A 20,114-nucleotide genomic window follows, 5' to 3' on the forward strand; every position below is an offset into this window, starting at 1 on the left:
AAATGGAGTCGTGATGATGTCTCTGGAACGAGTTCTGATGGGTGGCGCGTTACTGCTGTTATTGGGCAATGCCCACGCGCTAGAGGGAAAAAACGTGTTTACTCAGGGCGGTTCCCAGCCGGGAGCGGCGCCCTGTGTGGCTTGCCACGGGGCTGATGGCCTGGGGCTGGCGGCGGCGGGTTTTCCGCGCTTGGCCGGTTTGCCTGCGGGTTATTTGCGCAAGCAACTACAGGATTTCAAAAGCGGCACGCGCAACAGTCCCGTGATGCAACCGCTGGCCAGCGCACTGACGGAAGAAGAAATCAGCGCCGTGACCCAGGCGCTGGCGGCAATGCCCGCGCCGGCGCCTGCCCCGATGCACCGCAGCGATTTGCCCACTGACGCTGCGCAAAAAATCGCCCTGCAAGGCGCATGGGAGCGCCAGATTCCGGCTTGCGTCAGTTGTCATGGGCCGGCCGGCGTGGGTGTCGGCGATGCGTTTCCACCCTTGGCCGGCCAATCGGCAGCCTACCTGGCGGGGCAGTTGAACGCCTGGCGCAGTGGTACACGCCATAACGATCCGAACGATCTGATGGGGCATGTCGCCAAATCCCTCAGCGCTGAAGAAGTGCAGGCCGTGGCCACCTATTTTGCGTCGTTGAGCGGCCAGGAGGCCAAGCCATGAAGCGCTTCTTGTTTGCTGCGTTGCTGGGAACCCTGATCAGTGTGCCGGCCCATGCCGCGACCATCGCCATGGAGGACCAGTCACAGTTGCAGCCAGCCGCTCACCCCGCTGCAGCGCAGTTCCAGCCGCCGAAAGAGAGTGAACTGCCGGACAATGCCTATGGCAAACTGGTGAAACAGGGTTACGCGCTGTTTGTCGACACCAAGCGCCTGGCGCCGCAGTTTGTCGGCAATGGCCTTAATTGCAGCAACTGCCACCTGGACCAGGGCCGCCTGGCCAACTCCGCGCCGCTGTGGGGTGCCTACCCGATGTACCCGGCCTATCGAAAAAAGAACGACAAGGTCAACACCTTTGCCGAGCGCCTGCAGGGCTGTTTCCAGTTCAGCATGAATGGCGGCACGCCACCGGCTGCAGACAGCCCGGAGATTACCGCGCTGTCGGTGTATGCCTACTGGCTGGCGAGCAAGGCGCCTTTGGGTGTCGAGTTGCCGGGGCGTGGCTATCCGGATGTGCCGACTCCCGCCAAGGGTTACAACCTGGCCCAGGGCGCGGAGGTCTACAAAGGCCAGTGCGCGGTGTGCCATGGTGCCGAAGGCCAGGGCCAGAAAGTCGGTGACAGCTATGTGATGCCGCCGCTCTGGGGTAAAGACTCCTACAACTGGGGGGCCGGTATGCACCGGATCAACACGGCAGCGTCCTTCATTAAGCACAACATGCCCCTGGGCCAGGGCGGCAGCTTGACCGATCAGCAGGCGTGGGACGTAGCGGGCTATGTGAACAGCCACGAGCGGCCTCAGGATCCGCGCCTGGTGGAGGGCTCCGTGGAGAAAACCCGGGTGAAGTTTCACGCCAATGATGGCGTCAATCTTTACGGGCAGACGGTCGATGGCGTGCTGATCGGCCAAGGCATCCGTTAAACTGTCGATAATCCACACAAAAAATGCCGCTGAAACAGCGGCATTGTCTTTTCGGAAGTTCAGTCATGAAGCGTGAGCAAGTCAGAGAACGACATGCAGGGGGGCATATTTCTGCGACCCATGTGATTCAAAATCCCGCGGATACGGGCGAGTGGATCGTGTTCTTCAAGAAGAGCGGCGGCCGCAGCTATTTCCTGGTGGATGACCAGGACGAAGTCGAATCCTTTTCTCGCCTGGACGACCTGATCGAGACCATTCGCGGCCTGGGGATCAAGTTCGCCGAAATTCACATGTAATTATTTGCAGACGACGGTCACGCTGCGGGTTTTATAGTTGCCCACATCCTTGCCCAGGGTCTTGTCGCTTTCTTTCAGGGCCGGCGTGCCTTCGGTGCCGACAATCCGGTAGCCGGTGCCCGCGCAGGACGCATCCGCCTTTTCATAGCAGCTGGCCCAGGAGTTGGCTTCGCCGGAGCAATCGATGGCCAGCCCTTGTTCGCCATTTTTCAGGACGGTGTCGGAGGTGGTGGTGCAGCCACCGGTAAGCGCCAGTACCGCAATCAGTGCCAGGATCTTGTTCATGTAGGAGTCGTCATCAGGGTGTTGGAGGGGAGCGCGGACACTGTCGTGGGGCGTTTCAGGCGAGATTATAGCGAACCGCCATCAACGTACAGACAAACACAAAAAAGCCCCGTTAAACGAGGCTTGATTGGCGTTACTGCGGGTATTACTTGGTCTTGGGACGTTTGCTCGACGCGTGGCCTGCTTCATCCACAAACACTTCGGCCACCGCTATGGCTTGGGCTTCGCTCGCGAATGCCCCGGCAACGCTGTCGCCGTGGAAGTTGATCAGGTGCCAGCCATCCGCTCGCTTGGTGATCAGGTAGCCGTTCACGCCTTTTGGTTCTGACATCTATCAATCTCGTTGTTTGGTTCAGGCTGCAATGATAGCGCCAAACGGCGTGGGGCGGCGCAAGTTGTTGCAGGTCAGTGCCGATCGCCATAAAGCGTGCTAAAAAGGTTGAAGCCCTTTGAATGACGGGCGCAAGCCGACGATTTTTAACAGCGTCGAAGGCACTTGATTGAATGCCGGCGGAACTTACGCCGACATTTTTTCTCTATGTTGACATCGCAACGCCAGCAGGACCCATTGTAAGGTGACTGCGGCCTGATTAGACTGCGCCGAATTTCGTACGCACAGCCCTTTGTAAGGACTCATATGATCAAGAAATGCTTGTTCCCAGCAGCCGGTTACGGCACTCGCTTCCTGCCAGCGACCAAGGCCATGCCCAAAGAGATGCTGCCGGTGGTGAACAAGCCACTGATCCAGTACGGCGTTGAAGAGGCACTGGATGCCGGTCTGAACGAAATCTCCATCGTGACTGGTCGTGGCAAACGCGCCCTGGAAGACCACTTCGACATCAGCTACGAGCTGGAAAACCAGATCAAGGGCACCGACAAGGAAAAATACCTGGTCGGCATCCGTAAACTGCTCGACGAGTGCTCGTTCTCCTACACCCGCCAGACCCAAATGAAAGGCCTGGGCCACGCGATCCTGACCGGTCGCCCGCTGATCGGTGACGAACCGTTCGCCGTGGTACTGGCCGATGACCTTTGCGTAAACCTGGAAGGCGACGGCGTCCTGACCCAGATGGTCAAGCTGTACCAGAAGTACCGCTGCACCATCGTTGCAGTTCAAGAGGTTGACCCTCAGGAAACCAACAAGTACGGCGTAATCGCCGGCGACGATATTGGTGATGGCCTGATCCGCGTACGCGACATGGTTGAAAAACCGGCGCCGGAAGACGCTCCGTCGAACCTGGCGATCATCGGTCGCTACATCCTGACCCCGGACATCTTCAAGCTGATCGAAGAAACCGAGCCGGGCAAGGGTGGCGAGATCCAGATCACCGACGCCCTGTTGAAGCAGGCTAAAGACGGTTGCGTGATTGCCTACAAGTTCAAGGGTCGTCGCTTTGACTGCGGTGGCGCTGAAGGCTACATCGAAGCGACCAACTTCTGCTACGAGCACTTCTACAAGACTGGCAAGGCTTACTGATTCACGTTGCCTGCCTGATCTGAGAAAGCCACCTTCGGGTGGCTTTTTCGTTTTTCGGCCCCATGTAAGCAGGTATGCTGTTGTCCTGCCGAGGAGAGTGAAATGGCCTACGATTTTGACCTTTATGTAATTGGCGCCGGTTCCGGCGGTGTGCGCGCTGCACGATTCGCTGCCGGTTTTGGCGCCAAAGTGGCAGTGGCTGAAAGTCGCTACCTGGGCGGTACCTGCGTGAACGTGGGCTGCGTGCCGAAGAAACTCTTGGTGTACGGCGCGCATTTCGCCGAAGACTTCGAGCAGGCCAGCGGTTTTGGCTGGTCACTGGGTGAAGCGAACTTTGACTGGGCGACCCTGATCGCCAACAAGGATCGCGAGATCAACCGTCTTAATGGCATCTACCGCAACTTGCTGGTCAACAGCGGCGTGACCCTGCACGAAGGGCATGCGCGGCTGGTAGACTCGCACCAGGTGGAAATCAACGGTGAGCGCTTCACCGCCAAACACATCCTGGTGGCCACTGGTGGCTGGCCGCAGATCCCGGAAATCCCGGGGCGCGAGCACGCGATCGGTTCCAACGAGGCGTTCTTCCTCAAAGAGCTGCCCAAGCGTGTGCTGGTAGTCGGTGGCGGTTACATCGCCGTCGAGTTTGCCGGGATTTTCCATGGCCTGGGCGCGCAGACGTCGCTGCTGTACCGCGGCGATTTGTTCCTGCGCGGCTTTGATGGCTCGGTGCGCACGCACTTGAAGGAAGAGCTGACCAAGCGCGGCCTCGACCTGCAATTCAATGCCGACATCGAGCGCATCGACAAGCAGGCCGATGGCAGCCTCAAGGCCACTTTGAAAGACGGTCGCGTGCTGGAGACCGATTGCGTGTTCTACGCCACCGGCCGCCGTCCGATGCTCGACAACCTTGGGCTGGAGAACACCGGCGTCAAGCTGGACAAGCGTGGCTTTGTCGAAGTGGATGACCTCTACCAGACCGCCGAACCGTCGATCCTGGCGATTGGCGATGTGATCGGTCGCGTGCAGCTGACGCCGGTGGCGCTGGCCGAAGGCATGGCTGTGGCGCGTCGACTGTTCAAGCCTGAGCAATATCGCCCGGTGGACTACGCAATGATCCCTACGGCGGTGTTCAGCCTGCCGAACATCGGCACCGTGGGCCTCAGCGAAGAGCAGGCCCGGGCAGACGGCCACAAGGTGCAGGTTTTTGAAAGCCGCTTCCGGCCGATGAAGCTGACCCTGACTGAATGCCAGGAAAAGACCCTGATGAAGCTGGTGGTCGACGCCGAGACCGACAAGGTCCTGGGTTGCCACATGGTGGGCCCCGACGCCGGCGAGATCGTGCAGGGCCTGGCGATCGCGCTCAAGGCGGGCGCGACCAAGCAGCATTTCGACGAAACCATCGGCGTGCACCCTACGGCGGCCGAAGAGTTCGTCACCATGCGCACGCCGGTGGCGCAGTAATCAGCCCTCGGTAGTTGCCTCTGGCGCCGTCGCAACGACGGCCGCCAGGCGCAGCGCCTCGATGCTGGCCTGGGCTTTGACCAGGTCCAGCTCCAGGGTTTTGTTGACCTGCTGGTGCTCGGCCAGCGCTTCCTGGCGTGCCTGATTCTCCAACTGCGCAACCCGCAAGCGTTCCTGCAACAGGGTGCGCTCGCTGTCGATCACATTCACCTGTTCGCTCAACTGACGCTGCTGTTCGCGGTCCTGGCGAGCCTGTTCCTGCAGTGCACTCAATTCTTTCACCGTAACCCGGTGCTCAATCAGCAGGCGCTCGTTATCGCGATGCAACTGGGTGATTTCATCCTGGCGCACCATCGCGCTCTGCTGGGCCTGGCGCAATTCTGCCTGTACCTGCTGCAACTGGCCTTCGTGGCGGCGCTGTTCCTGTTCGCGCTGGTCCTTGATCGCGTTGCGGTAATGCTCAAGGGCATCCCGGGCATGCAGGTGCTTCTCTTCCAGTGAGCGAATCTGCTCGTCCTTGTCGTTGATCCGCAGCTCGTAATCGCTGCAGGCCTGGCTCAGGCCAGCGTTGCGGGTTTGCTCGGTTTGCAGGCTGGAACGGGTGCTTTGCAGGGCTGCGCTTTCATCGGCCAGGGCGGCCGCCTGGATATCGAACTGTTGCTTGAGTTGGCTATGGGCGGCTTCCAGCTCTTCGGCCTGGGCGAGCAGGGCGGCTTTCTGTTGCTGGAACTGCGCCAGGGCCAGGTCGATAGGCTCCTGAGCCTTCTCCTTCAGGCGCTGGGCCAGGCGTGCCACCAATTCACCCAGCTCGTCGTCGATGGGCGCGTCGGTGATGGTCTGGCGGGTTTCGCTTTCGTCCAGCTCCTTCAAATAGCGATGAATCGTGGTTTTCGAGCCGGTATTGCCCATCTCGATGCGTACTGCGTCGATGCTGGGGTTTTCGCCGCGGGCGAGAATCGCCAGGCGTGCCGTTTGAACTACTGCTTTATTGATGCCGCCGCGAGCCATGGAGTCTCCGTCGATTTAGTACTGTGGTACGTAGTATGTATATACGTACTATATCACGATTTACTTTCACCTGAAATTGATGATTTAACAGATGGGATATTGGCGTATTATCCCGTGTGATCAGGATTTTGAAGTGGGCAACCTCCAATGGCAGTACAGGCATGAGTGAGCTGGACCGTTATCTGAATGCGGCCACCCGCGATAACACCCGCCGCAGCTATCGCGCGGCGATCGAGCATTTCGAGGTGAATTGGGGTGGATTCCTGCCGGCGACCAGTGACAGCGTGGCGCGCTACCTGGTGGCGCATGCGGGTGTACTGTCGGTCAACACGCTGAAACTGCGCTTGTCGGCCCTGGCCCAATGGCATACCAGCCAGGGGTTTCCCGATCCGACCAAGGCGCCGGTGGTGCGCAAAGTGTTGAAAGGGATTCGTGCCGTGCATCCGGCCCAGGAAAAACAGGCTGAGCCGTTACAGCTACAGCACCTGGAGCAGGTTATTCAGTTTCTCGAACAGGAAGGTCACGATGCTCGAAGCGCCGAAGATCATCCACGGTGGCTGCGGGCCAAGCGTGACGCGGCGTTGATCCTGCTGGGTTTCTGGCGTGGCTTTCGTAGCGATGAGTTGTGCCGCTTGAATATCGAACATGTGCAGGCGGTGCCCGGCTCAGGCATCACCCTGTATCTGCCGCGCAGTAAAAGCGACCGGGAAAATCTTGGCCGCACCTATCAGACACCGGCACTGTTGCGCCTGTGTCCGGTACAGGCCTACAGCGAATGGCTCAGTGCCTCGGCGCTGGTACGTGGCCCGGTGTTTCGCGGGATTGACCGCTGGGGCAACCTGGGTGAGGAGGGCTTGCACCCCAACAGCGTGATCCCGCTGTTGCGCCAGGCCCTGGAGCGTGCCGGCATTGCGGCTGATCAATACACCAGCCATTCCCTGCGCCGGGGCTTCGCCACCTGGGCCCATCGCAGCGGCTGGGACTTGAAGTCGCTGATGACTTACGTCGGCTGGAAGGACATGAAATCTGCCATGCGCTATGTTGAGGCGACGCCCTTTCTCGGCATGACCCGCGCGTCCCTTGAGTGATTGAAGGTTTCTTCTATTAATACTGTCGCCTAATAGTGAAAACCAATCGTCAGCATCAGGTTTGCCAATGAGCCATCGGCCGGGAGAGTGGGTAGGATTCACCCCATCAACTTACTAAGCCCTTCTACAAAACCTGACGGAGAGTCAACGATGCCTATCATCAACAGCCAAGTAAAACCGTTCAAAGCTACCGCCTACAAAAACGGCAACTTCGTAGACGTGACTGATGCTGACCTGAAAGGCAAATGGTCTGTCGTCTTCTTCTACCCAGCCGACTTCACCTTCGTCTGCCCAACCGAACTGGAAGACCTGGCTGACAACTACGCCGAATTCCAGAAGCTGGGCGTCGAAATCTACAGCGTTTCCACCGACACCCACTTTGCCCACGCTGCCTGGCACAACACCTCGCCAGCCATCGGCAAAATCCAGTACACCATGATCGGCGACCCGACCCTGACCATCTCCCGCAACTTCGACGTACTGATCGAAGAAGCTGGCCTGGCAGACCGTGGCACCTTCGTGATCAACCCTGAAGGCCAGATCAAAATCGTTGAACTGAACGATGGCGGCGTTGGCCGTGACGCTTCCGAGCTGCTGCGCAAAATCAAGGCCGCTCAGTACGTTGCTGCTCACCCGGGCGAAGTGTGCCCAGCCAAGTGGAAAGAAGGCGAAGCCACCCTGGCTCCGTCCCTGGACCTGGTCGGCAAGATCTAAGTCTGTGAAGTCCCAAGGGCGGGTTACCGCACTTAAGTAAGCTGCATCCGCCCTCAAAACGCCCGGGCGAGATTCGCTCGGGCGTTTTTTTGTCTGCAATAAACCGAATTAATAGGAAATCGCCCGTATGTTGGACGCCAATCTTAAAGCTCAGTTGAAGTCATACCTGGAACGGGTCACCCAGCCGATCGAGATCGTCGCCACCCTCGACGACGGTGCGAAATCCCAGGAAATGCTTGCTCTCTTGCAGGACGTAACCAGCCTCACCACGCTGATTACCCTGAAAACAGATGGCAATGATGCGCGCAAGCCATCGTTCTCCATCAACCGCCCGGGTGCCGATATCAGCCTGCGTTTCGCCGGCATCCCGATGGGCCACGAATTTACTTCGTTGGTGCTGGCGCTGCTGCAAGTCGGCGGCCACCCCTCGAAGGCCAGTGTCGAAGTGATTGAACAGATCCGCGCCCTCGAAGGCGAGTTCAGCTTCGAGACTTACTTCTCGCTGTCGTGCCAGAACTGCCCGGACGTGGTCCAGGCGCTGAACCTGATGGCGGTACTGAACCCGAATATCCGTCACGTCGCTATCGACGGTGCGTTGTTCCAGGCCGAAGTCGATGATCGTCAGGTCATGGCCGTGCCCAGCGTTTACCTGAACGGTGTGAACTTCGGCCAGGGCCGCATGGGCCTGGAAGAAATCCTCGCCAAGCTCGACACCAGCGGCATCGAAAAAGCTGCCGAGAAAATCAGCGCCAAAGACGCGTTTGACGTGCTTGTCGTCGGCGGTGGCCCAGCGGGTTCGGCAGCTGCTATCTACGCTGCACGTAAAGGCATCCGCACCGGTGTTGCCGCTGAGCGCTTTGGCGGGCAGGTGCTGGACACCATGTCGATCGAGAACTTTATCTCGGTACAGGAAACCGAAGGGCCGAAATTGGCCAGCGCCCTGGAAGCCCACGTGCGTCAGTACGACGTGGATATCATGAACCTGCAGCGCGCCACTGCGCTGGTCCCGGCGAAGAACGCTGGTGAACTGCACGAAATCCGTTTTGAAAGCGGTGCGACCCTCAAGTCCAAGACCGTGATCCTGGCTACCGGCGCCCGCTGGCGTGAAATGGGTGTGCCGGGCGAGCAGGAATACAAAGCCAAGGGCGTGTGCTTCTGCCCGCACTGCGACGGTCCGCTGTTCAAGGGCAAGCGTGTGGCGGTGATCGGCGGCGGTAACTCTGGCGTTGAAGCAGCCATCGACCTGGCCGGTATCGTCAGCCACGTGACCTTGCTTGAGTTTGACAGCAAGCTGCGCGCCGACGCCGTGTTGCAGCGCAAGCTATACAGCCTGCCGAACGTTGATGTGATCACCAGCGCGCTGACCAGTGAAGTCAAGGGCGATGGCCAGAAAGTTACCGGCCTGGCCTACAAGGATCGCGACAGCGGTGAGTTCAAGACGATCGACCTGGAAGGCATCTTTGTACAGATCGGCTTGCTGCCCAACACCGACTGGCTCAAAGGCACTGTGGAACTGACTCCACGTGGCGAGATCATTGTCGATGCCCGTGGGGAGACGTCGCTGCCAGGCGTTTTTGCCGCCGGTGACGTAACGACTGTGCCGTACAAGCAGATCGTGATCGCAGTAGGCGAGGGCGCCAAGGCTTCCCTGAGTGCTTTCGATCACTTGATCCGCACTTCCGCTCCGGCGTAAATACTGGCCCGGAAATGAAAAACCCCATGAGTGATCATGGGGTTTTTTATTGCTTGTGAAACCTTACAGCGGCGTTGGCTGAATGATTTCAACCCAGTACGCGTCCGGGTCTTTCACGAAGGCCAGGCTTTTCATGCGGCCGTCAGACAGGCGCTTCTGGAAGTCGCAGCCCAGCTCTTCAAAGCGTGCGCAGGCGGCGACAATGTCCGGTACCGAGATGCAGATATGGCCAAAGCCACGCGGGTCGGTATTGCCGTTGTGATAGGCAAAGTCGGCGTCGTTTTCGGTGCCGTGGTTGTGGGTCAGTTCGAGGATGCCCGGAATCGACTTCATCCACTGGGTGCGGGCGGCGGCGTCCGCCGGGATCTGGGACTTGTCGACCAGGGCCAGGAAGTACAGGCTGAATTCGGCTTCCGGGAAGTCACGTTTCTCAACCAGGGAAAAACCCAGGACGCGGGTGTAGAAATCCAGCGACTTGGTGATGTCCTTGACCCGCAGCATGGTGTGGTTGAACACGAAGTTCGCGGTGGCGGTGTCAGGTTGGGCAGTGACGCCCGGGAAGGTGTTCAGTTCGTGCAGGCTCATGGGCCCTCCAGAGAAAAATGGGGCAAACGTGGCTCCGGTTGGAGCATCCCTTGGCTTGCGGCTGGCATCCGTGCAGCCGGTCCATGATACGCAGCCCGGCCTGCTGCGCCAAATGAAAAAGGTCACGCAGCCCTTGCGGGCAGCGGGCGTCGGGGCCCAAACTTTGTCGCTTGAACCTTGAGTGTTTTTCGCAATGATCGGATTTCGCGCACCGCTGTTAAGTACCCTGGGCCTGTTGTTGGGCAGCACCGCCGTATGGGCGGCCGACCCCGAAATTCATTGGCCCAGCGGCTGGCAGGTGGAGGAGGTGGTGCCGGACGATCAAGCCCCGGCGCAGCCCTCGGCAGTGTCCCGTCAGCGCGCGATAAAGAACGATGAAAATGGTGCGACCCTGATGGTCATGGAGTTGACGGGAACCCCAATTGAAGCGGGGCATACGGTCAACCTCCAGGGCGTGCTACTGGAAATGCGCAAATCCATCCAGAAGGACTTTGCCCAAGGCGGTTATCAAAGTGTGTGCACCAAGATGCATCCCACTACATTGAGCCGGCTCGAGGCGCTGGAAACTACCTGTGTTATCACCGAGAACGGTCGGCACGTGCTGTCGCAAACGTTGGTCGGGGCGGTCGATACGGATAAGGCCTATGTTTTTTCATACGCAGGCCAGGCTGAAGCTTACGAATCAAGCAAGGACGAAGTCAGTTCGGTGCGCGACAGCCTTAAACTTTGAGTGCTGTAGGAAGGGCTGGAAATTAGTCGATTGAACAAAGTGAAATGTTATTTAAAGTTCGTTTTTGAAGGTGCTTCGGTACTATTTTGTTTCAATGTTGATGCCTGCAAACAAAAAAGCCCCGCATCTGCGGGGCTTTGGTTAGTGCGTTTGTACTAGCTGGAAAGCATTAGCCGCGAAGCCAGGAATCTACAGTGGCTGCGCCGTACTGTTCTTTCCATGCCTTCAGGCCGCGGTGATTGCCGCCTTTGGTTTCGATCAGTTCGCCAGTGTGCGGGTTGTGGTAAACCTTGACCACACGTGCACGGCGCTGTTTGGGTGCTGCGGCGACGGAAGCGCCGGACTTGCCCGGGTTAGGATCCAGGATGGAGATGATGTCGCGCAGGCTTTTGCCGTAGGTTTTCATCAGCCCTTGCAGCTTTTCTTCGAATTCGATTTCTTTCTTCAGGCCAGCATCGTTCTTCAGGGATTCCAGCTGGGCAAGCTGCTCTTGAAGGGCTTTTTCTGCTGCGCGAAATTCGGCGAGTCTGGACAAAATCTATACTCCAATAGTGTATTTGGCTGATATCTACTGCAAACAAAGCGATAAGCCAAGAGCCTTAAGGCGACTCAGTGAAAGTGGCCCTCCTGCCAATTCAGCACAGGCAGGAAAAATTGTAGTAGTTAATCAGCCATGAGTAAATCATGTCTTTTGTATAAATAACAATATTTCCGCAGAAGTGGCGGGCTATTCAATGACCGTTCAGGAATCTAATGAACTCATCACAAGGGACAGGCTTGCCAAACAGGTAACCTTGCAAGAAATCTACACCTTGAGCGGTAAGATAGTCGCATTGCTCTTGTGTTTCGACGCCTTCTGCCACGATGCCCAGGTCCAGTTTGGCGGACAGTTCAATGATGCTGTCGAGTATATGCCGCGAGAGTGCATCAACACCGATCATCGCCACAAAGCTTTGATCTATCTTCAAGTAATCGACATTGAAGTTGCGCAAATAACCCAGGCTTGAATGGCCGGTGCCGAAGTCATCGATCGCAATCATCACCCCCATTTCGTGCAGCGCCTGGAACAACTGGCGGGTGATGTCGGTGGGCTCGATCAACTCACGTTCGGTCAACTCAAGCACCAGGATCACCTTGCCCGGCGGGAACGCGGCGAGGAACTCCCGGCAGTCCTCCACCAGTTCCAGGTCATGGCAATGGCGCGCGGTAATGTTGACGCCGATATGAAAGCCATCAGCGAATTGAGCGGCGTGAGGTGCCAGTTGCAGGGCCGTCTGGCGCATCAAGGCGCGGGTCATGGGCACGATCAGGCCGGAATGTTCGGCCAGGGGAATGAACAGGTCGGGGCGCACCAGGCCTTCCTTAGGGTGATTCCAGCGCATCAGCACTTCACAGCCGGCCCACTGGCGAATGCTGTCACCCCGCACCACTGGCTGGTAGTAGGGCACGAACTCATTGGCGCCCAGGGCGCGTTGCAGTTCCAGGGTCGGCGCGGATGAGCGCTTTTGCAGCCAGTGAGCGAGGATGCCCGCCAGTACGCCGAAAAACACTACCAGAACGAACAGAGCCGGATACCGCGCTTTCATGTAGCGCCAGGTTTCGCCTTCCGGCATCCCGGCTTCCACGCTGTAGGTATACCGCTTGGAATCCAGATGATGCTGGGCCACGGCAAACGTTGGCAGAGCCGTGTTGTGCACCTTGCCATCCGATGCCAGCCAGTTGGACCCTACCTGCAACACCAGGTCGGCGTAGCGGCTGATCAGGCGCAAGGCGTTGGTCAAGTGGTAGCCATCGATGGAGGCAAAGGCGCCCCGGTCACCCTCGGTGAGGCGGTACACCAGCAAGGCAGTGTCGGGCGTGACCGGGTTGCCTTTCATCAGCCAGAGCCGGCCGTCGATGTAGTCCTCAGGATTGACCGGCGACTGGTAGTTGCCGCCAAACAACGAGCTGCAATAAATGTTTCGCTGCCAGGACAAGGTGGTGGCGCGCACGAAAGGGCGCCGGGTGACTTGTTCGCGCAGTGCCAGTTGTGTCGGGTTATCACATTCATGACCGGCCAGTGGCAGCAGTTCCTGGGCAGCGAGGGCGGTGTTGTCGAGCATCAGGTCAAACTGGCGCACGGCCTCGATGGCGGTTTGCGCCGTGCTGTTTTCCAGGGTGCGCCCGGCTTGCCAGTACAGAATAAGCACGCCCAGCAAGATCGGCAGTGCGCCGCTGAGCAAGGTGATCAGGTGACGTGTGGAGGCTTTTCGCGGGCCTTTGACGGTGAGTGGCATGGGGCAGCCTGTGGCGAAAGAAAAAAGCCCCCGAGTGAGGGACGGACAGTAAGCCAGGATGATAGATGGCGTTGGTCAAATAAGCATGTTCGGCAGGCGATTTGAGGTGCACCTAGCCATTCGGTCAGTTGTGAGCGTTTTTTGACCGTTGCATACTTTGCAACATATTTGGCGCCCTCTGCAGGTGCCCAGTCTGTTGCAAAAGTGCTCGGACTTGTATCCCGCCTAATAACAAAGTGACGTTGTTCATCCCGTGTCCTGGATGCACCTACGTCAAACGGCTCTCGTCGTGCGTTGCAATAACGTACGTCGGGCGTTTTGTGTGGCCTCTGCACGTGCCACGACCCCCAGTCCCCAGTTGAGCAGCCCTCGCGATCGAATGTTTCGCGCAAGGCCTTCGCCTGCCTGTTTGTCAGGTCACTCGGGGCACTTACTTCAATGAATGAGGAATACCTGCGTCATGAAAAAACATGTATCCGGCTTGGCCCGTTTATTAATGGCCGCTGCGCTTGTTTCCGGCTCCCTGAGTGCGGCCGATGGAACGATCACCCTGACCGGCGAAATCAAGGCCAGCACCTGCACCATTAGCAGTGGCACCAGTGGCGCTGCGGGCTCAGGTGCAGACTTTGTGGTGGCACTGGACAACGTCCAGGCCGGCTCCCTGGCCGGCGGGGCAAGCCCATCCAAGGATTTCTTTATCTCTGTGGGCGGGGCGGCGGGTACCTGCGCCGACAACACCAAGGTCGCGGTGTTGTTTGAGCGCAGCAGCCCGGCCATCAACCCGGTTACCGGTAATTTGAGCAACACGGCCGCGGCCCCGGCAGCAGCGAACGTGGAAGTGCAAATTATCGACACGGTGGCGAACACCCCCATAGACCTGGGCAAAGGCCAGGCCTCAACGGTTGCCACGGTTACCGGAGGCAAGGCGACGGTGCCGTTCGCGGCACGTTACGTGGCCCATGGCGGCGTGGCGGGTCCCGGTGCCTTCAAGACCGAAGTGCAGTATTGGGTGACTTACCCGTAAACCTGCCTTGACCGAGGGGACCGACCATGTTCGCTCTATCAAGCCTTCCAGCCGGCATCGTGCTGTTTTGCCTGACCATGGGTGTTGCGCAGGCGGGCATTGTGATCAATGGCACCCGGCAGATTTATCCGGAGCCGCGACAGGAGATCACCGTCCAGGTCACCAACGACGATGCATCGGCCCCGCGCCTGGTGCAGGTGTGGATGGACGGTGGCGACCCCCAGGCCGCCGCCGAACGCAGCGAGGTGCCGTTCAGCATTTCCCCGCCGGTATTTCGCGTCGACCCGGGTAAAAGCCAGGCCATACGCCTGGCATACACCCGCGAGCCATTACCATCGGACAGGGAGTCCGTGTTCTGGCTGAACGTGCTGGAAGTGCCGCCCAACGGTGCTGGGGCTCAGGCGGACGCGAACCAGGTGCGCTTTGCGTTTCGCATTCGCACCAAGGTGTTTTTCCGCCCGCAGGATTTACCCGGCACTGCCCACGACGCGGCGGACCAACTGCAGTGGCGTGTATTGGCAGGCCGCCCGGCGCTGCTGCGGGTGCACAACCCCACACCCTACTACGTGACCCTTCACGAAGTGGCGCTGGTGACGGGCGCCGGGCGAATGCCCACCGAGCACCAAGGCATGGTCGCGCCGTACGCCAGCCTGGATCTGACACTGCCCGGCACCTTGGGCGAGTTGCCGACCGGCGCGCAGGTGCAGTTTCAGTACATCAATGATTTCGGCGGGTTCTCTGCGCCTCGGCAGGCCTCCTTTAACGACAGTCACCTGAAGCCCTGATTTATGCGGATCCAAACCCAAACCCGTTCTCTTTCTGCACCTGCGGTACTCAGTGGCATCTGCGGCCTGTTGTTCTGCCCGAAGGTGCTGGCGTCTGCGGCAATGTTCGACCTTGACGCGTTTTCGGGGGGAACGACCCCTGGCGTGGATGTGTCTCGCTTCAATCGTCGTAACAACCTGGGCCCCGGCCAGTACCGCGTCGACCTTGCCATCAACGGCCAGAGCGCGGGGCGTCACGAGTTGGATTTTATCGCCGAGCCGCAGCAGGAGGGCGCCGTGCCGTGTCTGGACTGGCCGTTGCTCGAGCGCCTGGGGGTGGTTCGCGGCAAGGTCGAGCCAGTGCCTGTGCCCGGCCCGCTGTGCGGCGACCTGGGCAGTCGAATCCCGATGGCCGTCAGCACCTTTGATTCGGCGGCACTGACGCTGGCGATCAGTGTGCCGCAGGTCTACATGAACGCCGCCGCCCGTGGCGCGGTGGATCCGGCCCGCTGGGACGAGGGCATCACCGCCGGCTTGCTCAGCTACAACTTCAGCAGTTCGACCACCACCCGCGGCACGGGCGAGGATCATGCCTACCTGGGGCTCAACAGCGGTCTTAACCTCGGGCACTGGCGGTTGCGTCACCAGGGCGCCCAGTCATGGGACTCCCGCCACGGGCGGGCGACGTATCAGAACACGTCGACCTACCTGCAACGCAACCTTGCGGCGTGGCAGTCGCGCCTGACGCTGGGGGACAGCTTCAGCAGTGGCCAGGTTCTCGACAGCACTCGCCTGCGGGGGATCAGCCTGAGCAGTGACGATCAGATGGTCGCGCCCTCGCAGCAAGGGTATGCGCCCGTGGTGCGAGGCATTGCCGACACTCAGGCGACGGTGCGTGTCAGTCAGAATGGTTACACGATCTATGAGACCAGCGTTGCGCCCGGCCCGTTTGTCATTGATGACCTGTTCCCCACCGGCAGTGGCGGCGACCTGACCGTCACGGTCAGCGAAGTGGATGGCCGCAAAACCGTGTACACCGTGCCCTTTTCCGTCGCGCCACACCTGTTGCGCAGCGAGGTCACGCGCTACAGCCTGGCGCTGGGTGAAGTCCGTCACAGTGGCATTGAAGGCGGTGCGCCACTGGCCTTTCAGGGCACGCTCCAGCATGGCCTGCTCGACCGCTTGACGGTGTATGGCGGCGCGAGTCTGTCCCAGGGTTATATCCAGGGCAATGCAGGTGTGGCGTTCGGCACCGGTTGGGGGGCGTTTTCCGTGGACCTCACGGATTCACGCGCCCACATTCCCGGGCATGGCGTGCTGACCGGGCAAAACCTCGGTGTGAGCTACAACAAGAACCTCACGCAAACCGGTACCCATTTCACGGTGGGTGCCTATCGTTTTTCCACCGTGGGTTACTTGAACCTGACGGATGCCATGAACGTGCGCGAACTGGGCCGCCAGCAAGGGGATATCGACGCCTATGCCCGGCAGAAAAGCCGGCTTGACCTGAGTGTGAGCCAGCAGGTCGGCCTCGGCGCGCTGGGCTTTTCCGTCAGCTCGACCGATTACTGGAACCGCCGGCAAGGGCGTGAAACGTCCCTGAGTGTGAGTTACGGCGCCGCCTGGCGCCAGGTCAGCTGGAACCTCTCGGCCCAGCGCTCGCGGGTCGAGGAGTACCGTCAGCACACCGGGCTGCGGGATGAGCGCACACCCGGCGGCGGCCAGGTAGACAATCGCCTGTTGCTGACGTTGTCCATGCCGCTGGGCAGCGGCGTGCGTGCGCCGAGCCTGAGTACGACCCTGTCCGCAAGCCGCGGCGAATCCTCAAGCCGTCAGCAGCAACTGGGCATCAGCGGTGTGCTGGATGACGCCGGGGCGATCAACTACGGGGTGTCTGCCAGTAATGCGGCTGACGCAGGTGGCGCCCAGCGCTCGGCCAGTGCCAACGTGGGTTACCACGCCAGCACGGCCAATGTGCGCATGGGCTATGGGCAGGCGGGCGGCAACAGCCAATGGTCGTTCAATGCTGACGGCGGGTTGATTGTGCATGACGGTGGCCTGACCTTCTCCCACTACCTGGGTGAAGCGGCGGCGCTGGTGCATGTGCCGGATGCCCAGGGCGCGTTGCTGAACAGTGGCAACGTGCGGGTCGATCGGCGCGGCTACGCGGTGGTGCCTTCGCTGCGCGCCTACCAGGCCAATACGGTGGGCATCGACCCCGATGGCACCGCGCAGGATGTGGAACTGACGCAGACCACACAGGACGTGGTACCGACCCTGGGAGCGGTGACGCGGGTGATCTTCAAGACGGTTGTCGGGCGTGCGGTGGTGGTCAAGGCCCGCCGGGAGCGGGGGGAGCCATTGCCGTTTGCCGCGCAGGTGTTTGATGAACAGGGCAACGAAGTGGGGGTGATCGGCCAGGCCAGCAAGGCCTTTGTGCGCGGTATCGCCGACCAGGGCACGTTGACTGTGAAGTGGGGCGAAAAATCCACTGATCAATGCGCCATCCTCTATCGGTTACCGCCTGCCGGCAGCGGGCGACAGAGCCAGGTGGATCAAGTGCAGGGACAGTGCAGGGTGACTCAATCATGAGGCTGTTTATCGGCCTGTTCTTGTTGGGTGTGATGGGCATGTCACAGGCCGCCGAGAAGGCCCAATGCACTCCCGGTACCGACATCAACCTCTCTCTTCCCACGATCAAGGTGCCGGCTGACGCGAAGGTGGGAGACGCCATCGGCCAGTTTCCCTTCGGTACCACACATGCCATGGGTTGCACCTACCCCAACTGGCTGATCCAGATAGCCGAGGCGTCGTCCCTGGCCGTCGTCAACAGCCCGGCCACAGGGCAGACCTACCGCGCCCTGGGGCTGGTTATGCCAGTGTTTGCGAGCAACATTCCCGGGCTGGGATTCGCCATTGCGGCACAAGACCCGAACACGCCGTTGAGGGCCATCTCCGATAGCCCGATCAAGTTGCACATTGCGCCTCAGCGCAAGCCGGGAACCTGGGGCTTGAAGGGGCGCCTCTACCTGGTGGTCACCGGGCAGGTGTCGGGGGGCACGCTGGGCCCTCGCACGATTGCCAGGTTTACGGTCAGCCCTGCGGACGTCAGCGGGCCGGGGTTTCTCGCCGTGAACCTGGGCAATGCAGTGATCGCGGCACCGATAAAACCGACCTGCAGCGTCAGCACCAGGACGCTCACCCTGGCGTTGGGCGCGGTGGCCAGGAGAGACTTCAAAGGGGTTGGCAGCCATGCCGGCTCCGTGACCGATAACCTGGTGATCAACTGCGCGGGGGCCACCGAAGAGCGGACCACTGATGTATTGATCACCGTGACCGACCAGACGGTGCCCACCAACCGCAGCGGTGTTTTGTCGTTGTCGCCTGCGTCGAAGGCGACGGGGGTCGGCCTGCAATTATTGAGTGGCGGGCAATTGATCCTGTACGGCGCCGACTCGGCTTCCGAGGGCAACCCTAACCAATGGCTGGCGGGCAGCATTGGCAACGGTGCCCTGCGTATCCCGCTGACCGCCCGCTACATTCAAACCCGGGACAACATCACTCCGGGCAGCGCCAATGGTGTTGCGACCTTCACCCTGAGTTATCGCTGATGAACATCAGGGTATTGCTGGTCACTGCATCCCTGTTGGCCAGTACCCAAACATCGGCAGATGTCGTCATTGACCGCACCCGGGTGGTATACCCCCAACAGGCCCGGGAGATGACCCTCAGCCTGACGAACGAGGCGCTTGAGCCGAGGCTGGTGCAGGTGTGGATCGACGCGGGTGATGCCATGGCGCGGCCTGAGTCCAGCGATGTGCCGTTTCTGGTGGTGCAGCCCCTCTTGCGGGTGGAGGCCGGAGCGGGGCAGGCGTTGCGCCTGATCCATACGTCGGAGCCCGATCAGCCACGCCTCACCACGGAGTCGTTGTACTGGCTCAATGTCCTGGTGATCCGGCCAGCGCCGCCGGCCGGTGAAAGCAACCACCTGAGCCTGGCCTTTCGCACCCGGATCAAGCTGTTTTTACGCCCCGAAAGCTTGCCGGGCGCCGTGGAGGACGCACCCGCAGCCTTGCGTTGGACGTGGCAGGGCCGCTCGTTGCACGTGAGCAATCCGGGCGACTATTTCATCACCTTGTCTTCTGTGGTGCTGAACCGCGAAGGCCGTACCTGGCGCAACGACCTCCCTCCAATGTTGACACCGCGCTCCAGCGCCACGCTGACGCTCACCGCCGCAGGGCCGGCAGGGCAGGTCGAGGATCAATTCACGACCCTCGATGACAATGGCGCATCCCTGAGCCATGCGCTGGCGCCCGTTGAAACCGAAGCGGAATAGTTGAGGCGCAGGCGCGAAACAATTTGATGAGACTTTGTATGGATCGAATCTCAGCGTGCTCCCCACAGAAGGCTACGAAGGTGTGACCAAAGGACGACGTTGTCTTGGGCCGCTTTCGTTAGCCCATTTTCTTAAGGAAGCGTTGATGATGAAGAAACAACTATTGGCAATGGCATTACTGGCAACTTCTGGGGTAATGGCCACTGCTGTGTCTGCGGCGGACGGAACCATCACGATTTCCGGCGAGGTTAAAGGCACTACGTGCACGATCAGCGGCGGTACCGGTGCCTCTCCAGGTACGGGAGCCAACTTCCCCGTCGTGCTGTCAAGCGTCCAGACCTCAGCCCTTGCGGCTGCTGGTCAAACCGCCGGGGCAAAACCGTTCTTCGTGTACGTCGGTGGTAACGCAACATGCCCGGATGGAACTGTAGTTGCTGTGTTGTACGAGGCAAGCAGCCCGAACATCAATCCGGGCACCGGCAACCTACGTAACGTCGCAGCGGCAACTCCGGCGACCAACGTAGAAGTACAGATTGTCGACAGTGCCGTGAACACACCCATCGACTTGCGCTCGGGTCTCAATTCGACGCCTGCAACCGTCACCGGCGGCCTGGCGACGCTGCCTTTCACAGCACGCTATATCGCCACCGGTGGGCCCGCGGGCGCTGGGTTGGTCAGTACCAGTGTGCAGTACTCCGTTACGTTTCCTTGATCAGGCCGGGCTGATTGCCCCTGCGTTTTTTGCCTGAAGTTCTCACCCGGTGCGATTGCCGGGTGCAGACAAGAGCCTATCAAG

The 20,114-nt window shown here is 60.0% G+C and carries 21 protein-coding genes; 15 read left to right on the forward strand and 6 right to left on the reverse strand.

The window, feature by feature from the left end; genetic code table 11:
* Window positions 1-13 precede the first annotated feature (13 nt).
* The 3 genes from V3W39_RS29980 to V3W39_RS29990 all read left to right on the forward strand — a co-directional run bounded on the left by V3W39_RS29980 (window position 14) and on the right by V3W39_RS29990 (window position 1,877).
* Window positions 14-664 (forward strand): c-type cytochrome, encoded by a 651-nt coding sequence (locus tag V3W39_RS29980; RefSeq protein ID WP_330213917.1) that lies wholly within the window; start codon window positions 14-16, stop codon window positions 662-664.
* Window positions 661-1,581 carry a c-type cytochrome gene (locus V3W39_RS29985; protein ID WP_330213918.1) on the forward strand — a complete coding sequence of 307 codons (921 nt, stop codon included), beginning with the start codon at window positions 661-663 and terminating at the stop codon, window positions 1,579-1,581. The genes V3W39_RS29980 and V3W39_RS29985 overlap by 4 nt, the downstream gene beginning before the upstream one ends.
* Before the next feature lie 65 nt (window positions 1,582-1,646).
* Window positions 1,647-1,877 carry a hypothetical protein gene (locus tag V3W39_RS29990; RefSeq protein ID WP_010171395.1) on the forward strand — a complete coding sequence of 77 codons (231 nt, stop codon included), beginning with the start codon at window positions 1,647-1,649 and terminating at the stop codon, window positions 1,875-1,877.
* Here the strand turns inward: V3W39_RS29990 and V3W39_RS29995 are convergent, their stop codons facing one another.
* Complete coding sequence (locus V3W39_RS29995) at window positions 1,878-2,162, reverse strand: hypothetical protein (RefSeq protein WP_003212581.1); 285 nt, start codon at window positions 2,160-2,162, stop codon at window positions 1,878-1,880.
* A 145-nt stretch (window positions 2,163-2,307) separates the two neighbouring features.
* On the reverse strand, window positions 2,308-2,493 hold the full coding sequence (locus V3W39_RS30000; RefSeq protein ID WP_010171394.1) for a hypothetical protein: 186 nt from the start codon (window positions 2,491-2,493) through the stop codon (window positions 2,308-2,310).
* 306 nt (window positions 2,494-2,799) lie between these two features.
* Between V3W39_RS30000 and galU the strand changes: the two genes are divergently transcribed.
* Both galU and gorA read left to right on the forward strand, forming a co-directional pair.
* On the forward strand, window positions 2,800-3,639 hold the full coding sequence (gene galU / locus V3W39_RS30005) for a UTP--glucose-1-phosphate uridylyltransferase GalU (protein ID WP_003212579.1): 840 nt from the start codon (window positions 2,800-2,802) through the stop codon (window positions 3,637-3,639).
* 102 nt (window positions 3,640-3,741) lie between these two features.
* Window positions 3,742-5,100 (forward strand): glutathione-disulfide reductase, encoded by a 1,359-nt coding sequence (gorA, locus tag V3W39_RS30010; RefSeq protein ID WP_330213919.1) that lies wholly within the window; start codon window positions 3,742-3,744, stop codon window positions 5,098-5,100.
* On the opposite strand, the gene V3W39_RS30015 is transcribed toward gorA, so the two are convergent.
* Window positions 5,101-6,108, reverse strand: a complete 1,008-nt coding sequence (locus V3W39_RS30015) for a DNA-binding protein (protein ID WP_330213920.1) — start codon at window positions 6,106-6,108, stop codon at window positions 5,101-5,103.
* 161 nt (window positions 6,109-6,269) lie between these two features.
* On the opposite strand from V3W39_RS30015, the gene V3W39_RS30020 reads away from it, so the two are divergent.
* From V3W39_RS30020 to ahpF, 3 genes are all read left to right on the forward strand, one after another.
* On the forward strand, window positions 6,270-7,196 hold the full coding sequence (locus V3W39_RS30020) for a site-specific integrase (protein ID WP_330213921.1): 927 nt from the start codon (window positions 6,270-6,272) through the stop codon (window positions 7,194-7,196).
* A 150-nt stretch (window positions 7,197-7,346) separates the two neighbouring features.
* Complete coding sequence (ahpC, locus tag V3W39_RS30025) at window positions 7,347-7,910, forward strand: alkyl hydroperoxide reductase subunit C (RefSeq protein WP_003173835.1); 564 nt, start codon at window positions 7,347-7,349, stop codon at window positions 7,908-7,910.
* A 127-nt stretch (window positions 7,911-8,037) separates the two neighbouring features.
* Entirely contained in the window at window positions 8,038-9,603 is a 1,566-nt protein-coding gene (ahpF, locus tag V3W39_RS30030; protein ID WP_330213922.1) for an alkyl hydroperoxide reductase subunit F, read from the forward strand.
* 63 nt (window positions 9,604-9,666) lie between these two features.
* On the opposite strand, the gene gloA is transcribed toward ahpF, so the two are convergent.
* Window positions 9,667-10,188, reverse strand: coding sequence for a lactoylglutathione lyase (gloA, locus tag V3W39_RS30035; RefSeq protein ID WP_177046413.1), 522 nt, complete (start codon window positions 10,186-10,188; stop codon window positions 9,667-9,669).
* Between the two features lie 193 nt (window positions 10,189-10,381).
* Here gloA and V3W39_RS30040 point away from each other — a divergent pair, with 193 nt between their 5' ends.
* On the forward strand, window positions 10,382-10,918 hold the full coding sequence (locus V3W39_RS30040) for a DUF4946 domain-containing protein (protein WP_177046411.1): 537 nt from the start codon (window positions 10,382-10,384) through the stop codon (window positions 10,916-10,918).
* Between the two features lie 169 nt (window positions 10,919-11,087).
* Here the strand turns inward: V3W39_RS30040 and V3W39_RS30045 are convergent, their stop codons facing one another.
* Entirely contained in the window at window positions 11,088-11,453 is a 366-nt protein-coding gene (locus V3W39_RS30045; RefSeq protein WP_003212570.1) for a histone-like nucleoid-structuring protein, MvaT/MvaU family, read from the reverse strand.
* Window positions 11,454-11,649: 196 nt separating this feature from the next.
* A complete protein-coding gene (locus tag V3W39_RS30050; RefSeq protein ID WP_259198851.1) occupies window positions 11,650-13,194 on the reverse strand; it encodes an EAL domain-containing protein in 1,545 nt (514 codons plus the stop codon).
* A gap of 460 nt (window positions 13,195-13,654) precedes the next feature.
* On the opposite strand from V3W39_RS30050, the gene V3W39_RS30055 reads away from it, so the two are divergent.
* The 6 genes from V3W39_RS30055 (at window position 13,655) to V3W39_RS30080 (ending at window position 20,030) form a co-directional block, all read left to right on the forward strand.
* Complete coding sequence (locus tag V3W39_RS30055) at window positions 13,655-14,218, forward strand: fimbrial protein (protein WP_177046407.1); 564 nt, start codon at window positions 13,655-13,657, stop codon at window positions 14,216-14,218.
* A gap of 26 nt (window positions 14,219-14,244) precedes the next feature.
* Window positions 14,245-15,003, forward strand: coding sequence for a fimbrial biogenesis chaperone (locus tag V3W39_RS30060; protein WP_330213923.1), 759 nt, complete (start codon window positions 14,245-14,247; stop codon window positions 15,001-15,003).
* A gap of 3 nt (window positions 15,004-15,006) precedes the next feature.
* The gene (locus V3W39_RS30065; RefSeq protein ID WP_330213924.1) at window positions 15,007-17,574 is read left to right on the forward strand and encodes a fimbria/pilus outer membrane usher protein; all 2,568 of its coding nucleotides are present in this window, start codon (window positions 15,007-15,009) and stop codon (window positions 17,572-17,574) included.
* Window positions 17,571-18,593 (forward strand): fimbrial protein, encoded by a 1,023-nt coding sequence (locus V3W39_RS30070; protein ID WP_330213925.1) that lies wholly within the window; start codon window positions 17,571-17,573, stop codon window positions 18,591-18,593. Before V3W39_RS30065 ends, V3W39_RS30070 begins: the two co-directional genes overlap by 4 nt.
* Window positions 18,593-19,318: a fimbrial biogenesis chaperone gene (locus tag V3W39_RS30075; protein WP_330213926.1), complete on the forward strand. Its 726-nt coding sequence runs from the start codon at window positions 18,593-18,595 to the stop codon at window positions 19,316-19,318. Before V3W39_RS30070 ends, V3W39_RS30075 begins: the two co-directional genes overlap by 1 nt.
* A gap of 145 nt (window positions 19,319-19,463) precedes the next feature.
* On the forward strand, window positions 19,464-20,030 hold the full coding sequence (locus tag V3W39_RS30080; RefSeq protein WP_177046397.1) for a fimbrial protein: 567 nt from the start codon (window positions 19,464-19,466) through the stop codon (window positions 20,028-20,030).
* The last annotated feature ends 84 nt before the right edge of the window (window positions 20,031-20,114 follow it).

The organism is Pseudomonas sp. Z18(2022) (genome assembly GCF_036346535.1).
Taxonomy (GTDB): domain Bacteria; phylum Pseudomonadota; class Gammaproteobacteria; order Pseudomonadales; family Pseudomonadaceae; genus Aquipseudomonas; species Aquipseudomonas yamanorum_A.